Genomic DNA, 20,450 nt, shown 5'->3' with positions numbered 1-20,450 from the left:
TGTGCTGTGTATTGCGTGGGGATTTCGGCCCCCATGCTATAAATTAGGTATCTCTTCATTATATCCACGAGTGTGAAAGCCATGTCGCAACCCAATAAAAAGTTTCGTTTTTATCGCCCACTGAAAAGCTTAACCCACACCTTTGGTGACCAATGGTTTGCGTTGAAGGCTGAGGCCTTCGCCCGTTTTTTCGGTACACCCACGTTTTTGGTTGGCCAGACCGTCGTCGTTGCCGTCTGGATTTATCTCAATCTGGCAGGTTTCACCAAGTTTGACCCCTATCCATTCATTTTGCTTAACCTGGCGTTCAGCTTACAGGCCGCTTATGCCGCCCCATTGATCTTGCTTGCACAGACCCGTCAGGCCGAGCGCGATCAGGCGCATGCGCTGACCGATGCTCAGCACCGTGAGGATTTGGATGAGGCCATGGCACAACGGCAAACGCTCGCCGCGCAGCAATCTGATCAGTTACTGGCGCTGTTAAAACAAAACACAGAATTAACCGCCCTGACGAAACAAATGGCAGAGCGCATTGAAAACCTGGCTATCCAGTTGGCAAACCGGGATCGCACTTAGCGTGTTGGCTTTTCTGGTGCAAAAATGCACTATCGCATTCATGCATTGCACCACTTTGCATCAATCCGTCGCTTGATACCGCGCCAGTGCCTTGTTCACCGACTGGTATGGAAATTGCTTCTCCTCAGCATGGCTATGAAGGAGAAGAATATGAAGGCAATCGTCATTGGTGGCGGCATCGGCGGTCTGTGCACCGCAATCGCATTAAAGCGTTGTGGCATCGACACCGAAGTTTTTGAAGCCGTCAAAGAGATCAAACCGGTTGGTGCTGCAATTTCCATCTGGCCCAACGGAGTCAAATGCCTCAATTATTTGGGGATGAAAGAACCGCTGCGCGCGCTCGGCGGCACCATGCACTACATGGCCTATCAGGAATATCTGCACGGCCAGACGTTGACGCGCTTTAGCCTGGATCCGCTCATCGCCAGCGTTGGCGAACGCCCTTACCCGGTAGCCCGCACCGAACTGCAAGCTATGTTACTCGATACTTATGGCCGCGATCAGGTACGTTTTGGCAAACGTGTCAGCGGTATTGAAGAAACGCCGGAAGGAGTGACGGCCTGGTTCGAAGACGGTAGCCAGGTCAGCGGTGATTTCCTGATTGCCGCCGACGGCACCCATTCCGTCATTCGTCCGTATGTGCTGGGCCATGGCGTTGATCGCCGTTATGCCGGTTACGTCAATTGGAACGGGCTGGTAACCATTGATGAATCCATCGCACCGGCTGACCAGTGGACCACCTTTGTCGGCGAAGGCAAACGCGTGTCGCTAATGCCTGTGTCCGGCAACCGTTTCTACTTTTTCTTCGACGTTCCACTGCCCACGGGGCTGGCGGAAGATCGCAGCACCGCGCGGGCCGATCTACAGCGTTACTTCTCGGGCTGGGCTGAACCGGTGCAAAAATTGATCGCGGCGATCAACCCCGACACCATCAACCGCATTGAAATCCACGATATCGAACCTTTCGAACAACTGGTACGCGGTCGCGTGGCATTGCTGGGGGACGCCGGACACAGTACCACACCGGATATCGGCCAAGGTGGATGCGCAGCAATGGAGGACGCCGTAGTACTGGCGATTGCCTTGCAGACAAATTCACTGGGTATTGAAGACGCACTGCTGCGCTATCAGGAAAAACGCAGCTATCGCGTAAAGGATTTGGTGCTCAAAGCACGTAAACGTTGCGATGTGACGCACGGCAAAGAAATGGAGATCACCCATAGTTGGTATGAAGAGCTGAAAACCGAAACCGGCGAACGCATTCTCTCTGGCATGAAAGAAACCATTATGGGTGGGCCGCTGGCCTGATTTTTTCCTCTTTACAGCCAAAAGAAGCGTTGCCGCCCAACACCAGACGGGTGAATAAGCCGATTCATCCTGGATCATCTCTTTACCCAAAATGCGCCCGGCAACGCATGTTGTCACACCAACCCCTGGGCCACGCGCCAGTTACCGTAACCGGCGCAACGATTGATCGCGTTCCTGCAAACGCAATAACGTCAATCGCCAGTAACTGCTAATGGCTGCCCGGATTAGCTCGCAATCTGGCTACCTGCGCCTCGACGTCACGCCAGGCCGGTTTATCACTGGCATAGCGCTGGCGCAGATAGTTCACCAAATCAGCCACCTGACGATCGGTGAAACTATCCTTAAAACCCGGCATAAAACCAAGATCGGTGGTGGCTGGTTTGGCGATACCCTGTAGGATCACATTGATCAGGTTATCCGGTCGATCACTGAAGATATTGGTATTGTTTGCCAAATCCGGACTGACACCAAACAGCTGTGGCCCTCCACTGGCGGCACTGTGGCAGGCCTGACAGGCCCCCTGAAACAGGCGTTCACCGACCTGTTGCCCCAGAACAGGTTGCAGATTAGTGGTCAGCTTAACCTGCGGCTCTACGTTCAATGTAACCGGGTTGCTCAAGGATATCAGGTAGTTGGCCATCGCGCGCACATCGGACTCCGGTAATGTAGCCAGTTCACTGACGACCGGCCCCATCGGCCCAGCCGCAACGCCGTGCTCGGTAGAGTGACCGCTGCGCAAATACTGGAACAGTTGCTCCTCGTCCCAGGGTTTATCAGCATTGGCCAGTTGGTTCAGCGCCGGGGCTTCCCAACCGTCCACCATCGCACCTGCCAGAAAACTGGCGCCGCCCTTTTCCGCTCCCATCAAATTGCGTGGTGAATGGCAAGCCGCACAGTGCCCCAAACCATTAACCAGATAAGAACCCCGGTTCCACTGTTCAGTTTGCGCAGCGTCTGGCTGGAACTCGCCCTGGCGCAAAAAGAGTGCATTCCAACCGGCCATCAGTGGACGGATATTAAACGGAAAACGCATCTGATTAGCTGAATTACTCTTCGAAACTGCGGGTTGCGACATCATGTAGGCATATAGTGCCTGCATATCACCGTCGGTCATCTTGCTGAACGACGTATAAGGAAATGCCGGGTACAAATTACGCCCATCGCGGCTAATGCCCTGCCGCATCGCCCGATCAAAAGCAGTAAACGACCAGTTGCCAATACCGGTTTCCACATCCGGAGTAATATTGGTGCTATACAGCGTGCCGAACGGCGTTGCCATCGCCAATCCCCCGGCGTTGGTCGCCCCTTCGGAGGCGGTGTGGCACACCGCGCAATCCCCGGCAGCAGCCAGTTGACGGCCGCGTTCCAAGGTGGCTGCCGACCAGGTACCGGAACCCGGTGTTGCCACTGGGGCAATCTCAGCACGCCATGGCAGTGCCGTAGCCGCTACGCCCAACACCGCACCGAAAATACCGGCCGCACCGCCAAACCACCATTTACTTCTCTTGGGTTTAGTCACTGATGCGGATTCCTGTCGGGCGCTATCCGGACCGTTCAGCGCCTCGCGCAGTCGATCGGATGTGATCGGTAACTCACGAAAACGAATGCCGGTGGCGTCAAACACAGCGTTGGCAATAGCTGCAGCGCTAGGCACCGAAGCGGATTCCCCAGCCCCCAGCGGTGGATCATAGGGCCGTGGCATCATTACCACATCCACCTCTGGCACCTCCGGGAATGTCAGGATCGGATAAGCGCCCCATTCCTTGCTGGAAATGGTCGATTCTTCGAAAGTCACCCGCTCTTTCAGCACCCGGCTGGTCGACTGAATCACATTGCCGTGGATTTGGTGACGCACGCCGTCCGGGTTGACCATCATGCCAGCGTCGTGCCCGACCACAATACGCGTAACCGCTACTTCGCCACTGACCTTGTCTATAGCGACATCAGCGACCCAGGCCGCCCAGGCGGCACCAAAGCCGGGAAACTTGCTGTGAATATAGCGCGCATAGGCAAAACCACGCCCGCGCAGCACACCATCTTCCGCAGGGGTTTGCATCGGTTCGGTATGCGGCGTCCAGCCAGCACGCTCGGCGGTGCTGAGCATCAGTTCCGTGGCACGTTGATCCTTAATATAACGCAGGCGGTACTCGAGCGGATCCACACCGGCAGCCATGGCCAGCTCATCAATATAGGACTCGTGCGCGAAGGTATTCGGCAGTGCCGACACCCCGCGCATCCAGGAGGCTCGCACGATGGGTGCCATGTCCTCAATGCTGACGCGCAGTTCCGGGTATTCGTATGGCGGCACCGAGGTGCGGTCCCCCATCTCATAAGCTACCGGCACCGGCTCCACCATGCCGGTCAGCAACAACGCCAGCGTGGGGGCGCCGTTAGACGGATAATAAGTACGAAAATCATAGGCCACCGGATGGCCGGCGGCGTCCAGCCCACCGTCAACCTCCATCAACTGTGCCGTGCCCTTGGGTTCCCACAGGTGTTCCTGCTCGCGGGTGAGCTGCACCCGCACCGGCCGACCAACCGCACGCGACAATAACGCCGCATCGGCACAGACATCGTCGGCACAGTTGCGGCCATAGCAGCCCGCCGCTTCCATGCGGATAATGTCGATCTGTTCTTCCGGGTATTCCAGCAACCAGGCGAGATCGGCACGCAGCAGATGCGGGTTCTGGCTACCTGACCACACCCGTAACTGCTGCGGCTGGTAGTCCGCCAATGCGCAGGAGGGGCCGATCGAGGCATGCAGTTGGTACGGCCACAGATAACTACGGGTAAAGCGACGATCGGCAGCGGCCAATGCCGCATCCACATTGCCGGTGTCATGCACCACCCGTGTCGAATGCGGGTTATCACGCAGCGCCTGCGCCACATCGGTCATCTGCGGCAGGTTACGCCGCCAGTCCTTCCAGCTGACCTGCAACGCCTCTGCTGCCTTGATCGCCTGTTCTTCGCGCTCGGCGACGATGCCGATAAAATCCCCGATCACCACCAGTTTAACGATACCGGGAATATGTGCGATTGACCGCTCGTCCACCGCCAACAAACTGGTACCGACAAACTCACCACTGTCATAACCAGCATACGGCGGTCGCACCACCCGCCCATGCAACATATTCGGCAACCGCATGTCGTGCACATAGGTGGATTCGCCGGTGGCCTTGGCCGGGATATCAACGCGCACGGTGCTGGTGCCGACCAGGCGATATTCGGCCTGTGGCTTGAGCGGCGCATCGCCGGAAATCGGCAGTTCAATATGTACACCTGAGACCAGCTCGCCATAGCTCACCACCTGTCCCTGTGGACTGACAACCATACCGTCGCTCAATGTCAGTTGCTCAACCGTGACGTTAAAATGCTGCGCAGCCTGTTGCAGCAACCAGCGACGGGCCTCGGCGGCGGCATTGCGCAGCGGCACGGCAGAAATTTGCAGCGTAGCGCTGGCGATGGTCGCGCCCTGATTCGGCGTGCTTTCGGTATCGCCCAACACCATGCTCACCTGCTCCATACGCAGGTAAAGTTCTTCGGCGACAATTTGCGCCAGCGCGGTGCGCACACCGGTGCCGAGATCAACATGGCCGTTGAAGGCGTAGACCTCACCGCTGTCGCAAATAGCAATAAATAGCCCCTGCTCTTTGGGTTTCAGGCTCGGCGTCTGGCCTTTCGGTACCAGGCCCGGCGGCGGTTGGATTTGATCGATAATCAGCAAGGTGCCATGACGCTGTAATAATTCAGCCTGGCTCGGTAATGAGGAATGGGCGTCAGTCATGGGGCGAGGTTTCCTCACTGCGGCAGAGAATGATGGCGCGCTGAACCGCACGCAGAATTTCAATATGGGTGCCGCAGCGGCACAGATTGCCGGACAGCGCCTGGCGGATTTCGCGATCACTGGGCGACGGATTGCGATCCAACAGGGCTTTGGTGGTCATAATCATGCCATTGAGGCAGTAACCGCACTGCGCGGCCTGTTCTTCGATAAAGGCGCGCTGCACAGGGTGCAGGCAGTCGCGATCGCCCAAACCTTCCAGCGTGGTCACCGCGCGGCCGGTCATACCCAGCGCTGGGATCACACAAGAACGTGCGGCAATGCCGTCGACCAACACGGTGCAAGCGCCGCACTCACCGAGGCCACAGCCGTATTTCGGGCCGTTGAGCGCCAGATCGTTACGTAACACCAATAGCAGAGGGGTATCCGCCATGACCCGGGTATGAGTATTTTCCCCGTTGACTGACAGCATCAGCGGATGCTCCGTCAGTGTTTTTATCGCGCCTTCCCTGGGCAATTGCACTTCAGCTATCGCCATTGTCGCGTCTCCGCCTGCGCTCTGGTTATACCCGTTATCTTTCAAACCGCAGTTGGTCACCTGGCTGCAATTTGAAAGCTATAGGGTATGTCTTGTGGGCTGTGACCTCGCCGCCACCGCACTCACCAGACAACCGCAGTTGCGGGTAGCGAATCAGTCAGACGGCTGGTCTTCCAGCATTTTATTAAGCAGGAACATCAGTGCTATACGTTCGGCCGGATTAAGCTTACCGAAAGTTAATTCTGTGATCGTCGCCGCATGCGGCACCGTTTCCACCAGCAGCGCGGCGCCGGTATCAGTCAGCCCAACCACCACTTTGCGTCGATCGACAGGATCCGGCATTACGGTGATCAAATCGCGCGCTTTAAGCCGCTCGATAATGCCGCGAATGGTGGCCTGATCGACCGCCGTCACCTGTACCAGCTCGGTCAAGGAACTTGGGCCCATATCGCGCACTGCGCACAGGGTAATAAACTGCACGGCGGTCAGTTGCGAATCGCCAACGTTTTGCTGGAAAATCGCCACATGGCGCTGATAAACCTTACGCAGCAAGTGCCCGACCTGTTCGGTAAAATGATAATTTTCGGTCTTGCCGTTATCAGCAGTCGGGTATTCGGGGGGCGTCATTGCGTTACTCTCACCATCTATGGAAACCACCGAGAATAGTACAAACCCCCGCGTTTGGCAGCAAGTTAACCCTGGCTGACTCGCGATGCTGCCGGCGCTACCACTTCACCATCCGCCACCACCGTCTTGCCATCCAGACTGATGTCGCAATGACGTAGCGCTATATCCATATGACACGGGGTTTTGCGCGTGCCACCGACTTCAGTATTCGGCCCGGTGGAGAACAGGAAATTGCCGTAGAAAGCGCGGGCATCCATGCACATACCGTCATTTTTGTCGTGCAGCCCCATTGCCGTCCACTGCGCTCGCGGCTGCAAGCCCCAGCCGATATGCGAAATGCCATACACTTCCGGATCGTTAAAATATTTCATGTACTCCCGCAGATATTCAGCCTCAAAACCACCGTGAATACGCGTCACAAAGCCCTTGTCGATCTCCAACGTAATGCGTTCACGCGTATAACTTTTGAATGGCAGCAAGATATCGCCCACTTCTAACACCAGCACCCCCTCCGCCTGTTCTTCATTCGGCCAGGTAAACAGGAAGCCGCTCGGCCAGTGGTCCCAGCGCCCCGGTTCATCGGCATACCCGTACTCAGTCACTGTCGGGTATTGCCCTATTGGCGCACGGAAATCGCTGCCAGCGGCGGATTTCACCTGCATCAGCTTTGCTTGTTCCAGCACCGCAGCCGCTGCAAGCACCCGCGCTTTATCCTCTGCATTAGGCAACATCCGTGCCAATACCTCCGGTGGTTCAACGGCCAGCAGAATGCGCGTGCCGGTTTTCAGGATCTGCTCCTGCTCCGGCGAGTGCAGCAACATCATAGTGTCGACAATCAGATCGGCTGCCTCCAGTGCACGTTGTGCCGCGTGGTTACCGGTCAGTGCCGTATCACCACAGTAAGCCGTCATGTCATTACCCATGGCGCGCGGATGGTTGAACGATGGCAGTTCTACCGCATAAACCTTGGCACCCAGGCGCAGTGCTGCATCGGTGGCGGCACGCACCGTACGCGCATCGGAATAGTGACTTTTCAGGATCGCTACGCTTTGCGATGCATCAACCTTCGACAGCGTAAGCACCTGCTCGAACAGTTGAACCAACTGACTATCATGGACCGCCATGGTGTATCTCCTGTTTCGCTAAGGGTTGGCCGACACACCCAGTGTCGGTGAGGTTATTTTGCACAAATTAAAGCGAATACACTCTTTTAGTTATCTAAGACCAAAATCAACCAGGAAGCAAGGCGTCGGAGTCGACCATAAGCAAATCCTATTTTAACCCCTGACAATCCTGTGATTAACATGATATTAACAGGAATCGGCCATGGATAAGCGTGAGCCAGATCTAAATTAACACTTGTGCAACTTTGCGTTATTTAGCGTATACACTATAAATCGATCATCTGGCATCACTTAAGATGCCCAGGTAAAAAACCAACAGTCAGGGGATAAATGATGAGCAAACAACAACGCATTGCCGTGGTGGGTGCCGGTTTAGGTGGCGCCGCCGCCGCGGGTCTGCTGCAGAAAGCCGGCTTTACCGTCGACCTGTACGAACAGAGTCCGGTGTTTTCCCGCCTGGGAGCCGGCATCCATATGGGGCCAAACGTACTGAAGATTTTCCGCCGTCTCGGTATCGAGCAACCATTGGAACAAATGGCCTCGCATCCGGATTTTTGGTTCAGCCGCGATGCCGAAAGCGGTGATTACCTGTCGCGGATTGAACTGGGGGCCTTTGCACGTAAAGAGTACGGTGCCGCTTACGTGACGGTGCACCGGGGCGATTTACAGGCGTTGCAGATGGCGGCCCTGCAACCGGGCACTGTGCATTTTGGCAAGTGTCTGAGCAAAATTGAGGAGCGTGACAACGAAGTGGTGCTGAACTTTGCCGATGGCACCCAGGCCAGCGCCGATATCGTGATTGGTGCCGATGGTATCAACTCCCGTATTCGCGAACATCTGCTGGGGGCAGAAGCGCCAACCTACAGTGGTTGGGTTGCCCACCGCGCGTTGATCCGCGGTGAGAAGCTGGCCAAATACAATCTGAGCTTTGAAGACTGCGTGAAATGGTGGTCGGCAGATCGTCACCTGATGGTCTATTACACCACTCAAAAACGTGACGAATATTACTATGTCAGCGGTGTACCACACCCTGCATGGGATTTTCAGGGCAGTTTTATCGACAGCAGCCGCGAAGAAATGTACGAAACCTTCGCTGGCTATCACCCGATTGTGCAAGCGCTGATCGAATCCAGCGAGCAGGTCACCAAATGGCCACTGTTGAACCGTAAACCGTTACCGCTGTGGAGCGAAGGCCGCATGGTGCTGCTCGGTGATGCCTGCCACCCAATGAAACCACACATGGCGCAAGGCGCGGCGATGGCGATCGAAGACGCCGCTATGCTGGCGCGCTGTCTGCAGGAAACTGGTCTGACTGACTACCGCACCGCTTTCCAACTGTATGAAGCCAACCGTAAAGAGCGCGCCTCCCGCGTCCAGGCTGTCTCCAATGCCAACACTTTCCTGCGCACTCAGGAAGATCCGGCCTGGGTTTATGGTTATGACCTGTACGCACAGACGCTGAAGTCGGAGAACGCCGCATGAGCCACTTTCTGTATGGCGCCAACGTGCAGGCTAACGGCATTCGTCAACACTACCTGCGCTATGGCGGCCAAGGCCCCGTAGTGATCCTGATCCCCGGCATCACGAGCCCAGCGATCACCTGGGGTTTTGTTGCCAAACGCCTGGCCGAGCGCTACGACACCTACGTGCTGGACGTGCGTGGCCGTGGTCTGTCTGCCAGCGGCCCGGATCTAGCCTATGACGCCGAAACCTGCGCCGCAGACGTCAACGCCTTCGCCCTAGCACTAAATCTGGAAAACTACGCCCTGCTCGGCCATTCAATGGGGGCGCGCTTTGCCCTGCGCGCCGCAGCACTGCAACCGGTTGGCGTTCGGCGATTGGTATTGGTCGATCCGCCTGTTTCAGGGCCCGGCCGTCGTGAATATCCAGGCAAATGGCCTTGGTACGTGGATTCGATTCGTCAGTCGCTGTTGGGAATGGACGCGGAACAGATGCGTGCCTACTGCCCGACCTGGAGCGAACAACAGCGTCAACTGCGTGCCGAGTGGCTGCACACCTGCTATGAACCGGCGATTCAGCGCGCCTATGAAGATTTTCATCAGGTTGACAGCCATCGCGATTACCCCGCGCTGCACATGCCAACCTTGCTGATGGTGGCAGGCCTGGGAGGCGTGATCCAACCGGAAGACGAGGCGGAGATCCGCACATTGCAACCGGAGATCACTATCACACACGTTGAAAATGCAGGACATATGATCCCGTGGGACGACTTTGACGGTTTCTTCCGCGCCCTGGGCGATTTTCTGGATTAATTAAGGAGCGTTGTCATGAGTAAAAATTACCGTATCGGCCAGATAGTGCCCAGTTCCAACACCACGATGGAAACCGAGATCCCAGCAATGCTGACAGCACGCCAGTTGATCCGCCCGGAACGCTTTACCTTTCACTCCAGCCGCATGCGTATGAAGCACGTCAGCAAGGCAGAACTGGCGGCGATGGATGCCGAATCAGACCGCTGCGCACTGGAGCTTTCCGACGCCCAGGTAGATGTACTGGGGTATGCCTGCCTGGTAGCGATCATGTCGATGGGCTTAGGTTATCACCGTGAATCTCAGGCCCGGCTGGCGCAGGTTACCCAGGACAATAACGCCGGGGCCCCGGTGATTAGCAGCGCAGGGGCATTAGTCAATGGCCTGAAGGTGTTGGGTGCCAAACGCATTGCGCTGGTGGCCCCCTACATGAAGCCACTGACCCAAATGGTGGTGGACTATATCGAGCACGAAGGCATTGAGGTCACGGTGTGGCGGGCGTTGGAAATTGCCGACAACCTGGCCGTAGGCCGTCATGATCCGGCCAAACTGCCCGGTATTGTCGCTGAGATGGATCTGAACGACGTTGACGCCATCGTGCTGTCCGCCTGCGTGCAAATGCCGTCCTTGCCGGCAGTCGCTACCGTTGAGGCGCAAACCGGAAAACCGGTGCTGACGGCCGCTATCGCCACCACTTACGCCATGCTAACTGCACTGGAACTGGAACCGATCGTTCCCGGCGCCGGTGCCCTGCTGTCCGGCGCCTATTAAGGAGGAATCATGGCATCCACAGCCAATGACTCGCTCAGCGATAACTACAGCGGCGTTTGGGGCAACCGTATTGGCTTCGGCCAGCGACCGGCCCTGCTACTGATCGACTTTATGCAGGGTTACACCACCGAGGGTGCCCCATTGTTCGCTCCCGGCGTAGTCAGTGCGGTCGAAGAAAGCATCGCGCTGTTGGCTACCGCTCGCCAGACGGGAATTCCGGTGATCCACACCAATATCCGCTATCATGCAGGGCATTTTGCCAATGGTGGTATTTGGGTGAAAAAAGCACCGGTTATGAAGGACATGGTGGACGGTAACCCGCTGGCGGCGTTTTGCCCACAGGTGGCACCGCGGACAACGGAAGTGGTGTTGACCAAGCAATATGCCAGCGCTTTTTTCGGTACCTCGTTAGCCTCAATGCTAGTGGCACTCGGCGTCGATACCCTGCTGTTAGTCGGTTGTTCCACCAGCGGGTGTATCCGCGCCAGTGCGGTGGACGCAGTACAGCACGGCTTCCGTACCATAGTGGTACGGGAATGTGTGGGCGATCGTCACCCTGGCCCACATGAGGCCAACCTGTTCGACATCGACAATAAATACGGCGACGTTGTGGCAAAACAGGAGGCTATCGATTATCTGAACCGGCTGTAATCCAGAGTTTCACCTGCACGGAGAGCTGAAAATAAAGAAGGCGCGGCAAGCGCCTCAGGTGACCGCCCGAGACAGGGCGGCTTCCAAGCAAACACACAACGCTCCTCCTCCGGAGGCCACAATGCACCACCTGGAGACATCATCATGGCCATTGTTGAAACCCCGTTAACCGGGAAAGCGGGCGCAGAATCGCTTCTGTACCGCAAAATAACCTGGAAGCTGATCCCATTCCTATGTTTGTGTTATCTGGCGGCTTACCTCGACCGTATCAACGTCGGATTAGCCAAGTTGCAGATGGCCGACCAACTGCAATTGAGCGAAGCCGCCTTTGGTTTGGGTGCAGGATTGTTCTTTGTTGGCTACATCCTTTTTGAGGTACCGAGCAACCTGATCTTACAGCGCGTCGGCGCCAAGGTATGGATTGCCCGTATTATGATCACCTGGGGTCTGCTTTCTGCCTGCACCATGTTCGTCACTACCCCTAATCAGTTTTACGTTATCCGTTTTCTTCTCGGTGTAGCAGAGGCCGGTTTTCTGCCTGGCGTGTTGTATTACCTGACGCTGTGGTTCCCGACTTACCGTCGCGGTCGCATTATTGCGCTGTTCATGATTGGCCTACCGCTGTCGAGCGTGATCGGTGGCCCAATTTCCGGCTGGATTATGGGGCATTTTGATATGCGCCACGGGTTGCACGGCTGGCAATGGCTGTTCCTGCTGGAAGGTGTTCCCAGTGTACTGCTGGGTGTGCTGACTTTTTGGGTATTACCGAATAACTTTGGGCAGGCCAAATGGTTATCCGACGAGGAAAAACAGCGCATTGCCGATGATTTGGCACAGGATGAAGCCGAGGCCGACCACAGTAAACACCGTTTCCGTGATGGCTTCTTTAATCTCAAGGTCTGGATGCTGGGTGGCATAGACTTCTCGATCCTGCTGAGTGCCTATGCGATGGGATTCTGGATGCCGACCTTTATCAAAACCGCCGGAGTGACCAACATTACCACCATCGGCATGTTAACTGCGCTGCCGAGCGTCGCTGCCCTGTTGGGTATGTTGCTGATCGGTGCCAGCTCCGACCGCATGCGTGAGCGACGTTGGCATATCATCGTGCCGTTTATTGTTGGTGCAATGGCAATGGCGGGCAGCACGTTCTTCACACATAACGTCATTGCCACCGTGCTGCTGTTCTCTGTCGCTCAGGCGGCGATCATCGGTGCAGTACCCGTGTTTTTCAGCCTGCCAGCCACCTTTCTGCGCGGCACTGCGGCGGCAACCGGTTTTGCGCTGGCCTGCTCACTGGCGAATATCGCCGGGTTGGTGAGTAACTCGCTGATGGGGCTGGCACTGGACTTGACTGGCAAAAGCGGTGGTGCTCTCTGGGCGTTCGCCGGTTGCTTGCTGTTAAGTTCGTTACTGGTGATTGCTCTGCCCGCTAAAGTGGTTAACCGCTAAGGGTGTTGGGCTCCGTTCGCGGAGCCCGGCTTATTGGCAAGTAAAATGCCCGTCCGCGGCTTCGCCCATACGTTGCAATAGACGGTGGCCGATATTATTGCTCCAGTTGAAACTGTTTTGTAGCACCACTACCGCCGTCTTATGGCGCAGATCCATACCGATATAGCTGGAGTAACCACCGATAAACCCGACCTGATACGTAATCTGCTGAGTCCCCACATCATCCACTACCCAGGCAATGGCCGCGGCTTCTTTTGTACGTGCAAAGTGCACGGTCAACGAATCTTTCAGGGCTTTGTTCAACGCCGCTGAACCAGTAGGGACAAAATGCGCCTGCGCATAACGCAGCAGATCATCGGCATCGGTATACAGCCCTGCGGCACCGACCATATAAGAAGAAAACTGCCAATCCGGCACCGGCTCCCCGCGTCGAATAAACTTGGGTTGATCGCCCGCATGACCAATGGCCCGCAGCGCGTAACCCGGCAACTGCTGGGCACCGTAACTGGTGTGCGTCAGCCCCAATGGCTGGAGGATATTTTCCGTTGTCAGGCGATCGACCGTTTTTCCAGTTCGCCGTTGCAAAATGTAATCCAGCAGCGCATAACCCAGATTGGAATAGCGCGGTTCCTCCACTGAAGGGGCTTCAAACTGTGCAAGGTAATCGAGGAATTTTGGCGTATCCAGAGAGCGATAAAAATTATCCCCCGTAAACAGGTAGCGGACAAATGCACCAAGCATCTCCGGCGTCATCATTTGGCGCGGTAGCCCAGAGGTGTGTGTCACCAACTGCAGTAAGGTGATTTTGGCCGCATCCTTGCTGAGCGGTGTACCAACGGGCAGCAACGTCGCCAAGGTATCGTCCCAATTCAGGACGCCCTTATTAACCAACACCACGGTGACTTCGGCAATGAACCCTTTGCTGACCGACCCCACGGCAAACAGCGTCTTGCCATTGACCGGATAGCGCTGCTGCGCGTCCGTCATGCCATAGCCAAAACTACGCGCTTGCCCATCTGCCGTCAGCACCCCGACGACCAGCCCCGGTGTCTGCTGACCGTCAATGAGCGGCTGCGCCAAACTGTCGACTTCAGCGCGTAGATCACCACTGCATGCCAGACGCTGACTTTCCAGCGACGATGTGTCGGTCGGCATGCGCGACAGCGTGCCACAGGCGGAAATAAGCAATGGCATAATCAGGGCGACACTGCGCTTTAGGGGAATTTTAATCTTCATTGCTCACGGGTCAAAAATAACCGGCGCATAATAAACGATCACACCGGCCATGTCCCCGTGGAATAAAAAAGGACGCAAGCAAGCTTGCGTCCTTAATTTGATGACAAAGTTGTCTTTGATCCCGAGATACCCGGGCCTAGCGCACCGAGGGGCGACTCCGGCAGCTAAAGCTGCTACGACCCCTTCGGCACGCTCTCCCTAATAACGAACTTGGTTAAACGTCTGACAACGGGTATAGCATCAAACAGCCTCAGCACCCAACGTAACCTATTACTGGTCTTTCAGGCCACGGTTAATCAGCATCGGCTCAATGCTTGGCGCTTTGCCGCGCCAGTCGATGTACAGTTTTTCCAGATCCTGGCTGTTGCCACGTGACAACACCATGTCGCGGAAACGCTGGCCGTTTTCTGGCGTCAGGCCACCGTGTTCGGTGAACCACTGGAAAGCGTCATCCGCCAGCATTTCGGTCCACAGATAGGCGTAATAGCCAGCGGCATAGCCGTTACCCCAGATATGTTTGAAGTAACTGGAGCGATAGCGTGGCGGCACATAGCTGAGATCGATCTTGTCTTTTTGCAACGATTCGGCTTCGAACTTATCCACGTCCTGTTGCGGTTGATCAGCACTCAACATGTGCCAGTGCATATCCAACAGCGCCGCAGACAGCAGCTCCGTCATGTCATAGCCTTTGTTGAACTTATCGGCTTTTTTGATTTTATCGACCAGTTCCTGCGGCATCGCTTCACCGGTTTTGTAATGCTTGGCGAAGTGCGCGAAAACTTTAGGATCGCGGGCCCAATGCTCGTTGAACTGTGATGGGAATTCCACAAAATCACGCGCCGTGTTGGTACCAGACAGGCTTGGATATTCCTGATCGGCGAACATGCCGTGCAGCGCATGACCAAACTCGTGGAACATGGTGATCACATCGTCATATGACAGCAATGCAGGCTGGCCCGGCGCAGGCTTGGTAAAGTTGGCAACATTGTAAATCACCGGTTTGGTGCCTTTCAGCTTCGACTGTTCAACAAAGTTGCTCATCCAGGCGCCACCGCCCTTGTTGTCGCGCTTAAAGAAGTCGGTATAGAACAATGCCAATGATTTACCGTCTTTATCGAATACCTCATAAACCCGCACATCCGGTTGGTAAACCGGGATATCTTTGCGTTCTTTGAAGCTGATGCCGTACAGCAAATTCGCAGCATAGAACACGCCGTTGTTCAGCACGTTATTCAGTTCGAAATAAGGTTTGATCTGCGACTCATCAAGGTCATATTTTGCTTTACGGACCTGCTCTGCATAGAACTGCCAGTCCCAGGCTTCGACTTTAAATCCACCTTTCTGCTGGTCGATCACGGCCTGAATGTCTTTGGCTTCACGTTCGGCCCGGGCCGTCGCCGCAGGGACGATGTTACGCATAAAGCTCAGTGCGGCATCCGGTGTTTTGGCCATCTGGTTTTGCAGTTTCCAGGCAGCATAATTTGGGAAGCCTAGCAGCTTGGCCTGTTCAGCACGGACCTTGGCCAGACGAGCGATAGTCTGGCGTGTGTCATTAGCATCGCCTTTTTCTGCCCGATTCCAGGACGCATCAAACAGTGCTTTGCGGGTATCACGATCTTTTAGGCTCTGCAGCTCTGGTTGCTGGGTGGTGTTTTGCAATACCAACAACCATTGTTTATCCAGCTTACGTTCACCGGCGGCCTGGGCTGCGGCGGCCAGTTCGCTTTCCGACAGACCGTCCAGCTTGCCTTTATCGGCGATAGCCAGCGCGCCGTCTTTGGTCGCTGCCAGTAATTTGTTGGAAAACTGAGTGCTCAGCGTTGCCGCTTCCTGGTTCAGCGCCTTCAGCTTGGTTTTATCAGCATCAGACAGATTAGCCCCTGCCAACTCAAAGTTCTTGTAGGTCACTTCCACCAGTCGACGTGATTCAGGATCCAGTTTTAACGCGTCACGCTGTTCATAAACAGCCTTGATGCGTGCAAACAGTTTACTGTTGAGCATAATGGCATCGTCCAACGCTGCCAGCTTCGGTGAGCTTTCCTCATCCAGCTTCTGTAATGCGTCGCTGGTGTTGGCCGAAGTCATGGCGCCAAACACATTCATCACTCGCGACAACAATGCGCCACTTTGCTCCAAGGCTACGAAGGTATTTTTAAAGTCAGGCTTGGCTGGATTGTTGGCGATCTTCTCCACTTCTTCCAACTTTTGCTTAATACCGGCGTCAATCGCCGGCGCATAGTCACTTTCTTTGATCTCATTGAAGGGGGGCGCCTGGAATGGCAGGCGACTTTGGTAGAAGAACGGGTTTTCGTTCTTTTTATTGTCGTGTTTGTTGGCTTCGCCGGTCACGGTAGCCTCCTTCGCCTGGCCGCTTGGCAACGCGCTATGATCCGCGTGCGAGTTGGTCTCTTCTGCTTGTGCCTGAGTGCCCAGCGCCATGCCGATCGCCAGCACCAATGTTGATAAACGCATCAAATCGAAACTCCTCCATGTTCACAGAATAATGTCGCGGGAAGCTCATCTCCCCTTGAGTCACATCCTAGCTTAGGCGCAGTTGGCAGTTTGAGCAAAAACAAGTGATTAGAAGATTCGGTCGACATCGAGCCGCTGTTTCATAAAGTCCAACAGCGCCCATGTTTTGGCAGGCAAATAACAGCAACGGCGCAGGCGGCAACGCCAGTGATATTTGCTGCACTCTGCCATCGTCCAAAAATGTCGACAGGCTGGTTCAGACAAAATGGCGAATCCTACCCTCGCCAGCACGGCACGCAGTGCCATTTCACTATGGTGTCGGCATCACGCCGTAAAGCTTGCCGTCACTGCTGTTACTCTGTGCACTAAGTGCCTTCGTTTCAGCACTGTTGAGCCTTTGGCTGCAAAAAGCTCAATAGCGCGAGCGTTACACGTGATACCTGCCTAATTTTGCTCATGTTACTGCGGTGCTTGAGGGTGGATAAACGGCCAAGGACTGGCTTCTGATCCTCTCTCAACAGGCACCTCGATCACCACGGGACGTTCGGCGTTCATCGCTTCCGCCAACCGCACTCTAAGTTCATCAGGGGTCGTCGCACGATAGGCCAAGGCACCAAAACTTTCCGTCAGTCTGACAAAGTCCGGATTTGTTAGCTCAGACCCCAGGTAATGCCCCTGGTAACTATCCCGCTGATCGCGTAACACATTGCCATAAGCGCCATTATTGAACACGATGGCGATCACATTGATGCCGTGTTGCACTGCCGTCGCCAGCTCTTGCACCCCAAACATAAAGCCGCCGTCACCGGACACTGAGATAACCACCTTATCTGGATGCGCCACTTTGACGCCCAGTGCCGTGTTGTAGCCAAACCCCAGATTATCCTGATAGCCACAGGTCACATAATGACGCGGCTCATACACCGGAAAAGCGAAACGAGCGGTAAAACCTACCTGGCTGACTTCTTCTACAAAAAAACCATCCCTCGGCAACGCAGCGCGAATGGCATTAAGGTAATCAACCTGCGGCTGTACACAGGAGAAACGCTCTCTGGCCTGCTGGTTCAACCGACTCAGCGCCGCACGCCGATCCACCGGCTGCACGGGCGGCAGTGCCGCTAATAACGCCTCAACACCCTGTTGTGCATCCGCGACAACAGCGACGTCTGGTTTGAGCCTGACCATTTCGGTTGGGTCAATATCAATGCGTATCACTTTCAAATTCTTCGGCAGCCAGCGCCAGCGCATAAATTGCAGTTCAAGCCGGCTGCCAATACCGATTAACAGATCGGTCTGTTGCCAATAGTCGAAGCCCGCGACAAAGTTAAGCGCATAAGGCGAGTCGTCAGGCACCACACCCTTACCGGAACGATGTGACGTCACCGGAGCTTGTAATCGCCGGGCCAGTTCGGCCACTGCGTCCCCTGCCGCTACGGCACCACCGCCAACCATGATGAGCGGATTTTTAGCCTGTGCTATCAGGCTCGCGGCCGCCTCTATCGCCGCAGGATTGATCGCCGGCGCCGGGCGCAGATTGGCTAAGGGTAACTCCGTCTCCACCCCCTGCATGCCGAATACATCCCACGGGGCTTCGATAGCGCCGGGTCCTTGTCGTCCCGACAACATATGGCCGATCACCTCGGCCATTTCCGGAGCGGCTTCGGTTACATGGTTGACCCGACGGGCGACCTTGGTTATTCCACTCAGTGTATTGAGTTGGTCCGGCAACTCATGCAATTGCCCACGCCCCTGACCAATCAGGTGGGACATGATATTGCCCGTCAGACACAATACTGGGGTGTTGCCACCATAAGCGGTACACAATGCTGCTCCGGAGTTAAGCACGCCTGGGCCGGGTACCACGGTATAAGCACCGATGCGTCCCGTAGATTTGGCATAGCCATAAGCCATATAGCCCGCGCCCTGTTCATGACGAGTGTGAATGAATCGAATCTGCTCCCGCTGTTGATACAGGGCATCATTGAAATCGTACATATGTGCACCCGGGATACCAAATACCGTATCTATGCCATGCGCGATAAGCGAGCGAACCATGGTCTGACCGGTGGTTGCTGTATTTCCCATCATTACCTCTCCGTTGTTAACCTATCCAATCAGCTGCGGGTTGCCTCAACGAGGTCTGAACACCGAGTCTGATGCATTGCCCTTCGGTAAAGGTGTTTCCGTCATCGGGATAACCGTGATCACTGCGGCCCCCACTAACAGCAATATACCCATCACACCAATCCCGGCAGAAAAACTGCCTGTCATGTCATGCAGAACGCCCAGTAGCACCGGACTGAATGCCGAGCCGAGATTGCCGATCGCGCATATCAGTGCAATGGCTAGCGCGCGCGATGGCGCGGCGATCACGTGATCTGGGGTTGTCCAAAAGATTGCCATGGCGGTGAAGGAACCCGCAGACGCAAGAATAATTCCGGTAAGTTGCCAAAATGGCTGGGCAGAGATGATCGTCACCAACCAACCTGCTGCCGCAACGGCAAAAGGGAACCAAGTGTGAAATTTACGTTCTCGATAACGGTCGGAGCGTAGACTCCACCCTACCATTGCCAGAACGGTACAAAACTGTGGGATAGCCGCCAACAGACCAATGGTTTGATTACTGCTGCCCTGGTTCAGGTTCTGCAGTATTTGTGGGGTCCAGATATTAATCGCGCTCAGGGTATTGGTCAGACAGAAGTAGGCCAGTGCGTACAACACTACTACAGGCGTGAACACCGAGCACAGACCGAGCCGTTGTGCTGTGGCGACACCTCTGTCTTGCTCTGCCGCAAGCATTTCGCTCAGCCGCATCTTTTCTGTAGCGGTTAACCAGTTCGCTTGCTGCGGGCCATCATCCAAAAAATGCCAGGTCACGACGCCCAACACCACCGCAGGAAGCCCTTCCAGCAAGAACAACCACTGCCAGCCTTTCAGGTTCATTACACCGTCCAACGCCAAAATATAGCCGGAGAGGATGGAGCCCAGCATCATGGTGATCGGCATAGCGACCATAAACAGTGCATTGGCACGAGCCCGGTAGTAAGCCGGGAACCAGTAAGTGAGATACAGCATGATACCGGGGAAGAAGCCGGCCTCTGCGACACCCACAATCATCCGCAGAGCGTAAAGTGATAGTGGTCCTGTGGCGAACATTGTCAGGGTGGACGCTACTCCCCAGCACACCATAATGGTCGCAATCCAGCGTCGGGCGCCAACAATCCCCAACATGACATTGGACGGAATTCCAAATGTCGAATAAGTAATATAAAAAAGCGTGGCTGCCAAGCCAAACATCGTGGCACTCAAGCCAAGATCTTTGCCCATAGTTAATCCGGCAAAACCGATATTAATCCGGTCGAGAAAAGAAAATACAAACAAGATAAATAAGAAAGAAATAAGACGTCTGAACAGTTTTCGGATAATGACATGATCACTTTCCGTTGGCTGTTCAGCACTCTCTTGTACGGTAAAGGAATTCATACCTGCTCCTGACTGGCGTTTTCTCAGACCAGACGGCGTGGGCACTGGCACCGACCGGCACGTTTTCGATGTCTGCGCCATGACGCAAGACTCATCATTAATATGTTAATGAATAGAGATATACATAGAGGGAATTGAAACCGCAAAATTATTGATGGGAA

At 55.3% G+C, this 20,450-nt stretch carries 15 protein-coding genes; 7 read left to right on the top strand and 8 right to left on the bottom strand.

Translation table 11 applies throughout. The features are described from left to right. Positions 1-81: 81 nt before the first annotated feature. Positions 82-576, top strand: a complete 495-nt coding sequence (locus SGBXF1_RS11660) for a DUF1003 domain-containing protein (RefSeq protein ID WP_037414954.1) — start codon at positions 82-84, stop codon at positions 574-576. Positions 577-726: 150 nt separating this feature from the next. After that, on the top strand, positions 727-1,884 hold the full coding sequence (gene hpxO / locus SGBXF1_RS11655) for an FAD-dependent urate hydroxylase HpxO (protein ID WP_186428412.1): 1,158 nt from the start codon (positions 727-729) through the stop codon (positions 1,882-1,884). Between the two features lie 208 nt (positions 1,885-2,092). Here hpxO and SGBXF1_RS11650 read toward each other — a convergent pair whose 3' ends face one another. From SGBXF1_RS11650 to SGBXF1_RS11635, 4 genes are all read right to left on the bottom strand, one after another. Next, complete coding sequence (locus SGBXF1_RS11650; RefSeq protein ID WP_186428411.1) at positions 2,093-5,668, bottom strand: molybdopterin cofactor-binding domain-containing protein; 3,576 nt, start codon at positions 5,666-5,668, stop codon at positions 2,093-2,095. Beyond that, the gene (locus SGBXF1_RS11645) at positions 5,661-6,203 is read right to left on the bottom strand and encodes a (2Fe-2S)-binding protein (protein WP_186428410.1); all 543 of its coding nucleotides are present in this window, start codon (positions 6,201-6,203) and stop codon (positions 5,661-5,663) included. The genes SGBXF1_RS11650 and SGBXF1_RS11645 overlap by 8 nt, the downstream gene beginning before the upstream one ends. Positions 6,204-6,356: 153 nt before the next feature. After that, positions 6,357-6,830 (bottom strand): MarR family winged helix-turn-helix transcriptional regulator, encoded by a 474-nt coding sequence (locus SGBXF1_RS11640; protein ID WP_037414946.1) that lies wholly within the window; start codon positions 6,828-6,830, stop codon positions 6,357-6,359. Positions 6,831-6,895: 65 nt separating this feature from the next. Further along, positions 6,896-7,954, bottom strand: a complete 1,059-nt coding sequence (locus SGBXF1_RS11635) for a 2,5-dihydroxypyridine 5,6-dioxygenase (protein ID WP_037414944.1) — start codon at positions 7,952-7,954, stop codon at positions 6,896-6,898. 330 nt (positions 7,955-8,284) lie between these two features. On the opposite strand from SGBXF1_RS11635, the gene SGBXF1_RS11630 reads away from it, so the two are divergent. The 5 genes from SGBXF1_RS11630 (at position 8,285) to SGBXF1_RS11610 (ending at position 13,098) form a co-directional block, all read left to right on the top strand. Further along, a complete protein-coding gene (locus tag SGBXF1_RS11630; protein ID WP_314727909.1) occupies positions 8,285-9,436 on the top strand; it encodes an FAD-dependent monooxygenase in 1,152 nt (383 codons plus the stop codon). Next, a complete protein-coding gene (locus SGBXF1_RS11625) occupies positions 9,433-10,227 on the top strand; it encodes an alpha/beta fold hydrolase (RefSeq protein WP_186428409.1) in 795 nt (264 codons plus the stop codon). The genes SGBXF1_RS11630 and SGBXF1_RS11625 overlap by 4 nt, the downstream gene beginning before the upstream one ends. A gap of 15 nt (positions 10,228-10,242) precedes the next feature. Beyond that, positions 10,243-10,995 (top strand): maleate cis-trans isomerase family protein, encoded by a 753-nt coding sequence (locus SGBXF1_RS11620; protein ID WP_390899940.1) that lies wholly within the window; start codon positions 10,243-10,245, stop codon positions 10,993-10,995. Positions 10,996-11,004: 9 nt separating this feature from the next. Further along, positions 11,005-11,646 (top strand): N-carbamoylsarcosine amidohydrolase, encoded by a 642-nt coding sequence (locus SGBXF1_RS11615; protein WP_186428408.1) that lies wholly within the window; start codon positions 11,005-11,007, stop codon positions 11,644-11,646. A gap of 144 nt (positions 11,647-11,790) precedes the next feature. Next, on the top strand, positions 11,791-13,098 hold the full coding sequence (locus SGBXF1_RS11610) for an MFS transporter (RefSeq protein ID WP_186428407.1): 1,308 nt from the start codon (positions 11,791-11,793) through the stop codon (positions 13,096-13,098). 30 nt (positions 13,099-13,128) lie between these two features. Here the strand turns inward: SGBXF1_RS11610 and SGBXF1_RS11605 are convergent, their stop codons facing one another. The 4 genes from SGBXF1_RS11605 to hpaX form a co-directional block, all read right to left on the bottom strand. Continuing rightward, on the bottom strand, positions 13,129-14,334 hold the full coding sequence (locus SGBXF1_RS11605; RefSeq protein ID WP_186428406.1) for a serine hydrolase domain-containing protein: 1,206 nt from the start codon (positions 14,332-14,334) through the stop codon (positions 13,129-13,131). A 270-nt stretch (positions 14,335-14,604) separates the two neighbouring features. Continuing rightward, on the bottom strand, positions 14,605-16,806 hold the full coding sequence (gene dcp, locus SGBXF1_RS11600) for a peptidyl-dipeptidase Dcp (RefSeq protein WP_130380566.1): 2,202 nt from the start codon (positions 16,804-16,806) through the stop codon (positions 14,605-14,607). 459 nt (positions 16,807-17,265) lie between these two features. Beyond that, positions 17,266-18,894, bottom strand: a complete 1,629-nt coding sequence (locus SGBXF1_RS11595; protein ID WP_238321031.1) for a thiamine pyrophosphate-dependent enzyme — start codon at positions 18,892-18,894, stop codon at positions 17,266-17,268. A gap of 42 nt (positions 18,895-18,936) precedes the next feature. Continuing rightward, the gene (gene hpaX, locus SGBXF1_RS11590) at positions 18,937-20,289 is read right to left on the bottom strand and encodes a 4-hydroxyphenylacetate permease (protein ID WP_186428405.1); all 1,353 of its coding nucleotides are present in this window, start codon (positions 20,287-20,289) and stop codon (positions 18,937-18,939) included. Positions 20,290-20,450: the final 161 nt, after the last annotated feature.

Origin of the sequence: Serratia grimesii (assembly GCF_900186025.1) — a bacterium.
GTDB lineage: Bacteria > Pseudomonadota > Gammaproteobacteria > Enterobacterales > Enterobacteriaceae > Serratia > Serratia grimesii.
Note: the sequence above shows the minus strand (reverse complement) of the source record. Positions and strands in the feature narration are given on the sequence as shown.

Excerpts from the sequence above, each read along its gene's own strand:
- SGBXF1_RS11625 (WP_186428409.1), top strand. The coding sequence starts at position 9,433 with ATGAGCCACTTTCTGTATGGCGCCAACGTGCAGGCTAACGGCATTCGT.
- hpxO (WP_186428412.1), top strand. The coding sequence starts at position 727 with ATGAAGGCAATCGTCATTGGTGGCGGCATCGGCGGTCTGTGCACCGCA.
- SGBXF1_RS11615 (WP_186428408.1), top strand. The coding sequence starts at position 11,005 with ATGGCATCCACAGCCAATGACTCGCTCAGCGATAACTACAGCGGCGTT.
- hpaX (WP_186428405.1), bottom strand. The coding sequence starts at position 20,289 with ATGAATTCCTTTACCGTACAAGAGAGTGCTGAACAGCCAACGGAAAGT.
- SGBXF1_RS11630 (WP_314727909.1), top strand. The coding sequence starts at position 8,285 with ATGATGAGCAAACAACAACGCATTGCCGTGGTGGGTGCCGGTTTAGGT.
- SGBXF1_RS11645 (WP_186428410.1), bottom strand. The coding sequence starts at position 6,203 with ATGGCGATAGCTGAAGTGCAATTGCCCAGGGAAGGCGCGATAAAAACA.
- SGBXF1_RS11595 (WP_238321031.1), bottom strand. The coding sequence starts at position 18,894 with ATGATGGGAAATACAGCAACCACCGGTCAGACCATGGTTCGCTCGCTT.
- SGBXF1_RS11635 (WP_037414944.1), bottom strand. The coding sequence starts at position 7,954 with ATGGCGGTCCATGATAGTCAGTTGGTTCAACTGTTCGAGCAGGTGCTT.
- SGBXF1_RS11610 (WP_186428407.1), top strand. The coding sequence starts at position 11,791 with ATGGCCATTGTTGAAACCCCGTTAACCGGGAAAGCGGGCGCAGAATCG.
- dcp (WP_130380566.1), bottom strand. The coding sequence starts at position 16,806 with ATGCGTTTATCAACATTGGTGCTGGCGATCGGCATGGCGCTGGGCACT.
- SGBXF1_RS11640 (WP_037414946.1), bottom strand. The coding sequence starts at position 6,830 with ATGACGCCCCCCGAATACCCGACTGCTGATAACGGCAAGACCGAAAAT.
- SGBXF1_RS11605 (WP_186428406.1), bottom strand. The coding sequence starts at position 14,334 with ATGAAGATTAAAATTCCCCTAAAGCGCAGTGTCGCCCTGATTATGCCA.
- SGBXF1_RS11660 (WP_037414954.1), top strand. The coding sequence starts at position 82 with ATGTCGCAACCCAATAAAAAGTTTCGTTTTTATCGCCCACTGAAAAGC.
- SGBXF1_RS11620 (WP_390899940.1), top strand. The coding sequence starts at position 10,243 with ATGAGTAAAAATTACCGTATCGGCCAGATAGTGCCCAGTTCCAACACC.
- SGBXF1_RS11650 (WP_186428411.1), bottom strand. The coding sequence starts at position 5,668 with ATGACTGACGCCCATTCCTCATTACCGAGCCAGGCTGAATTATTACAG.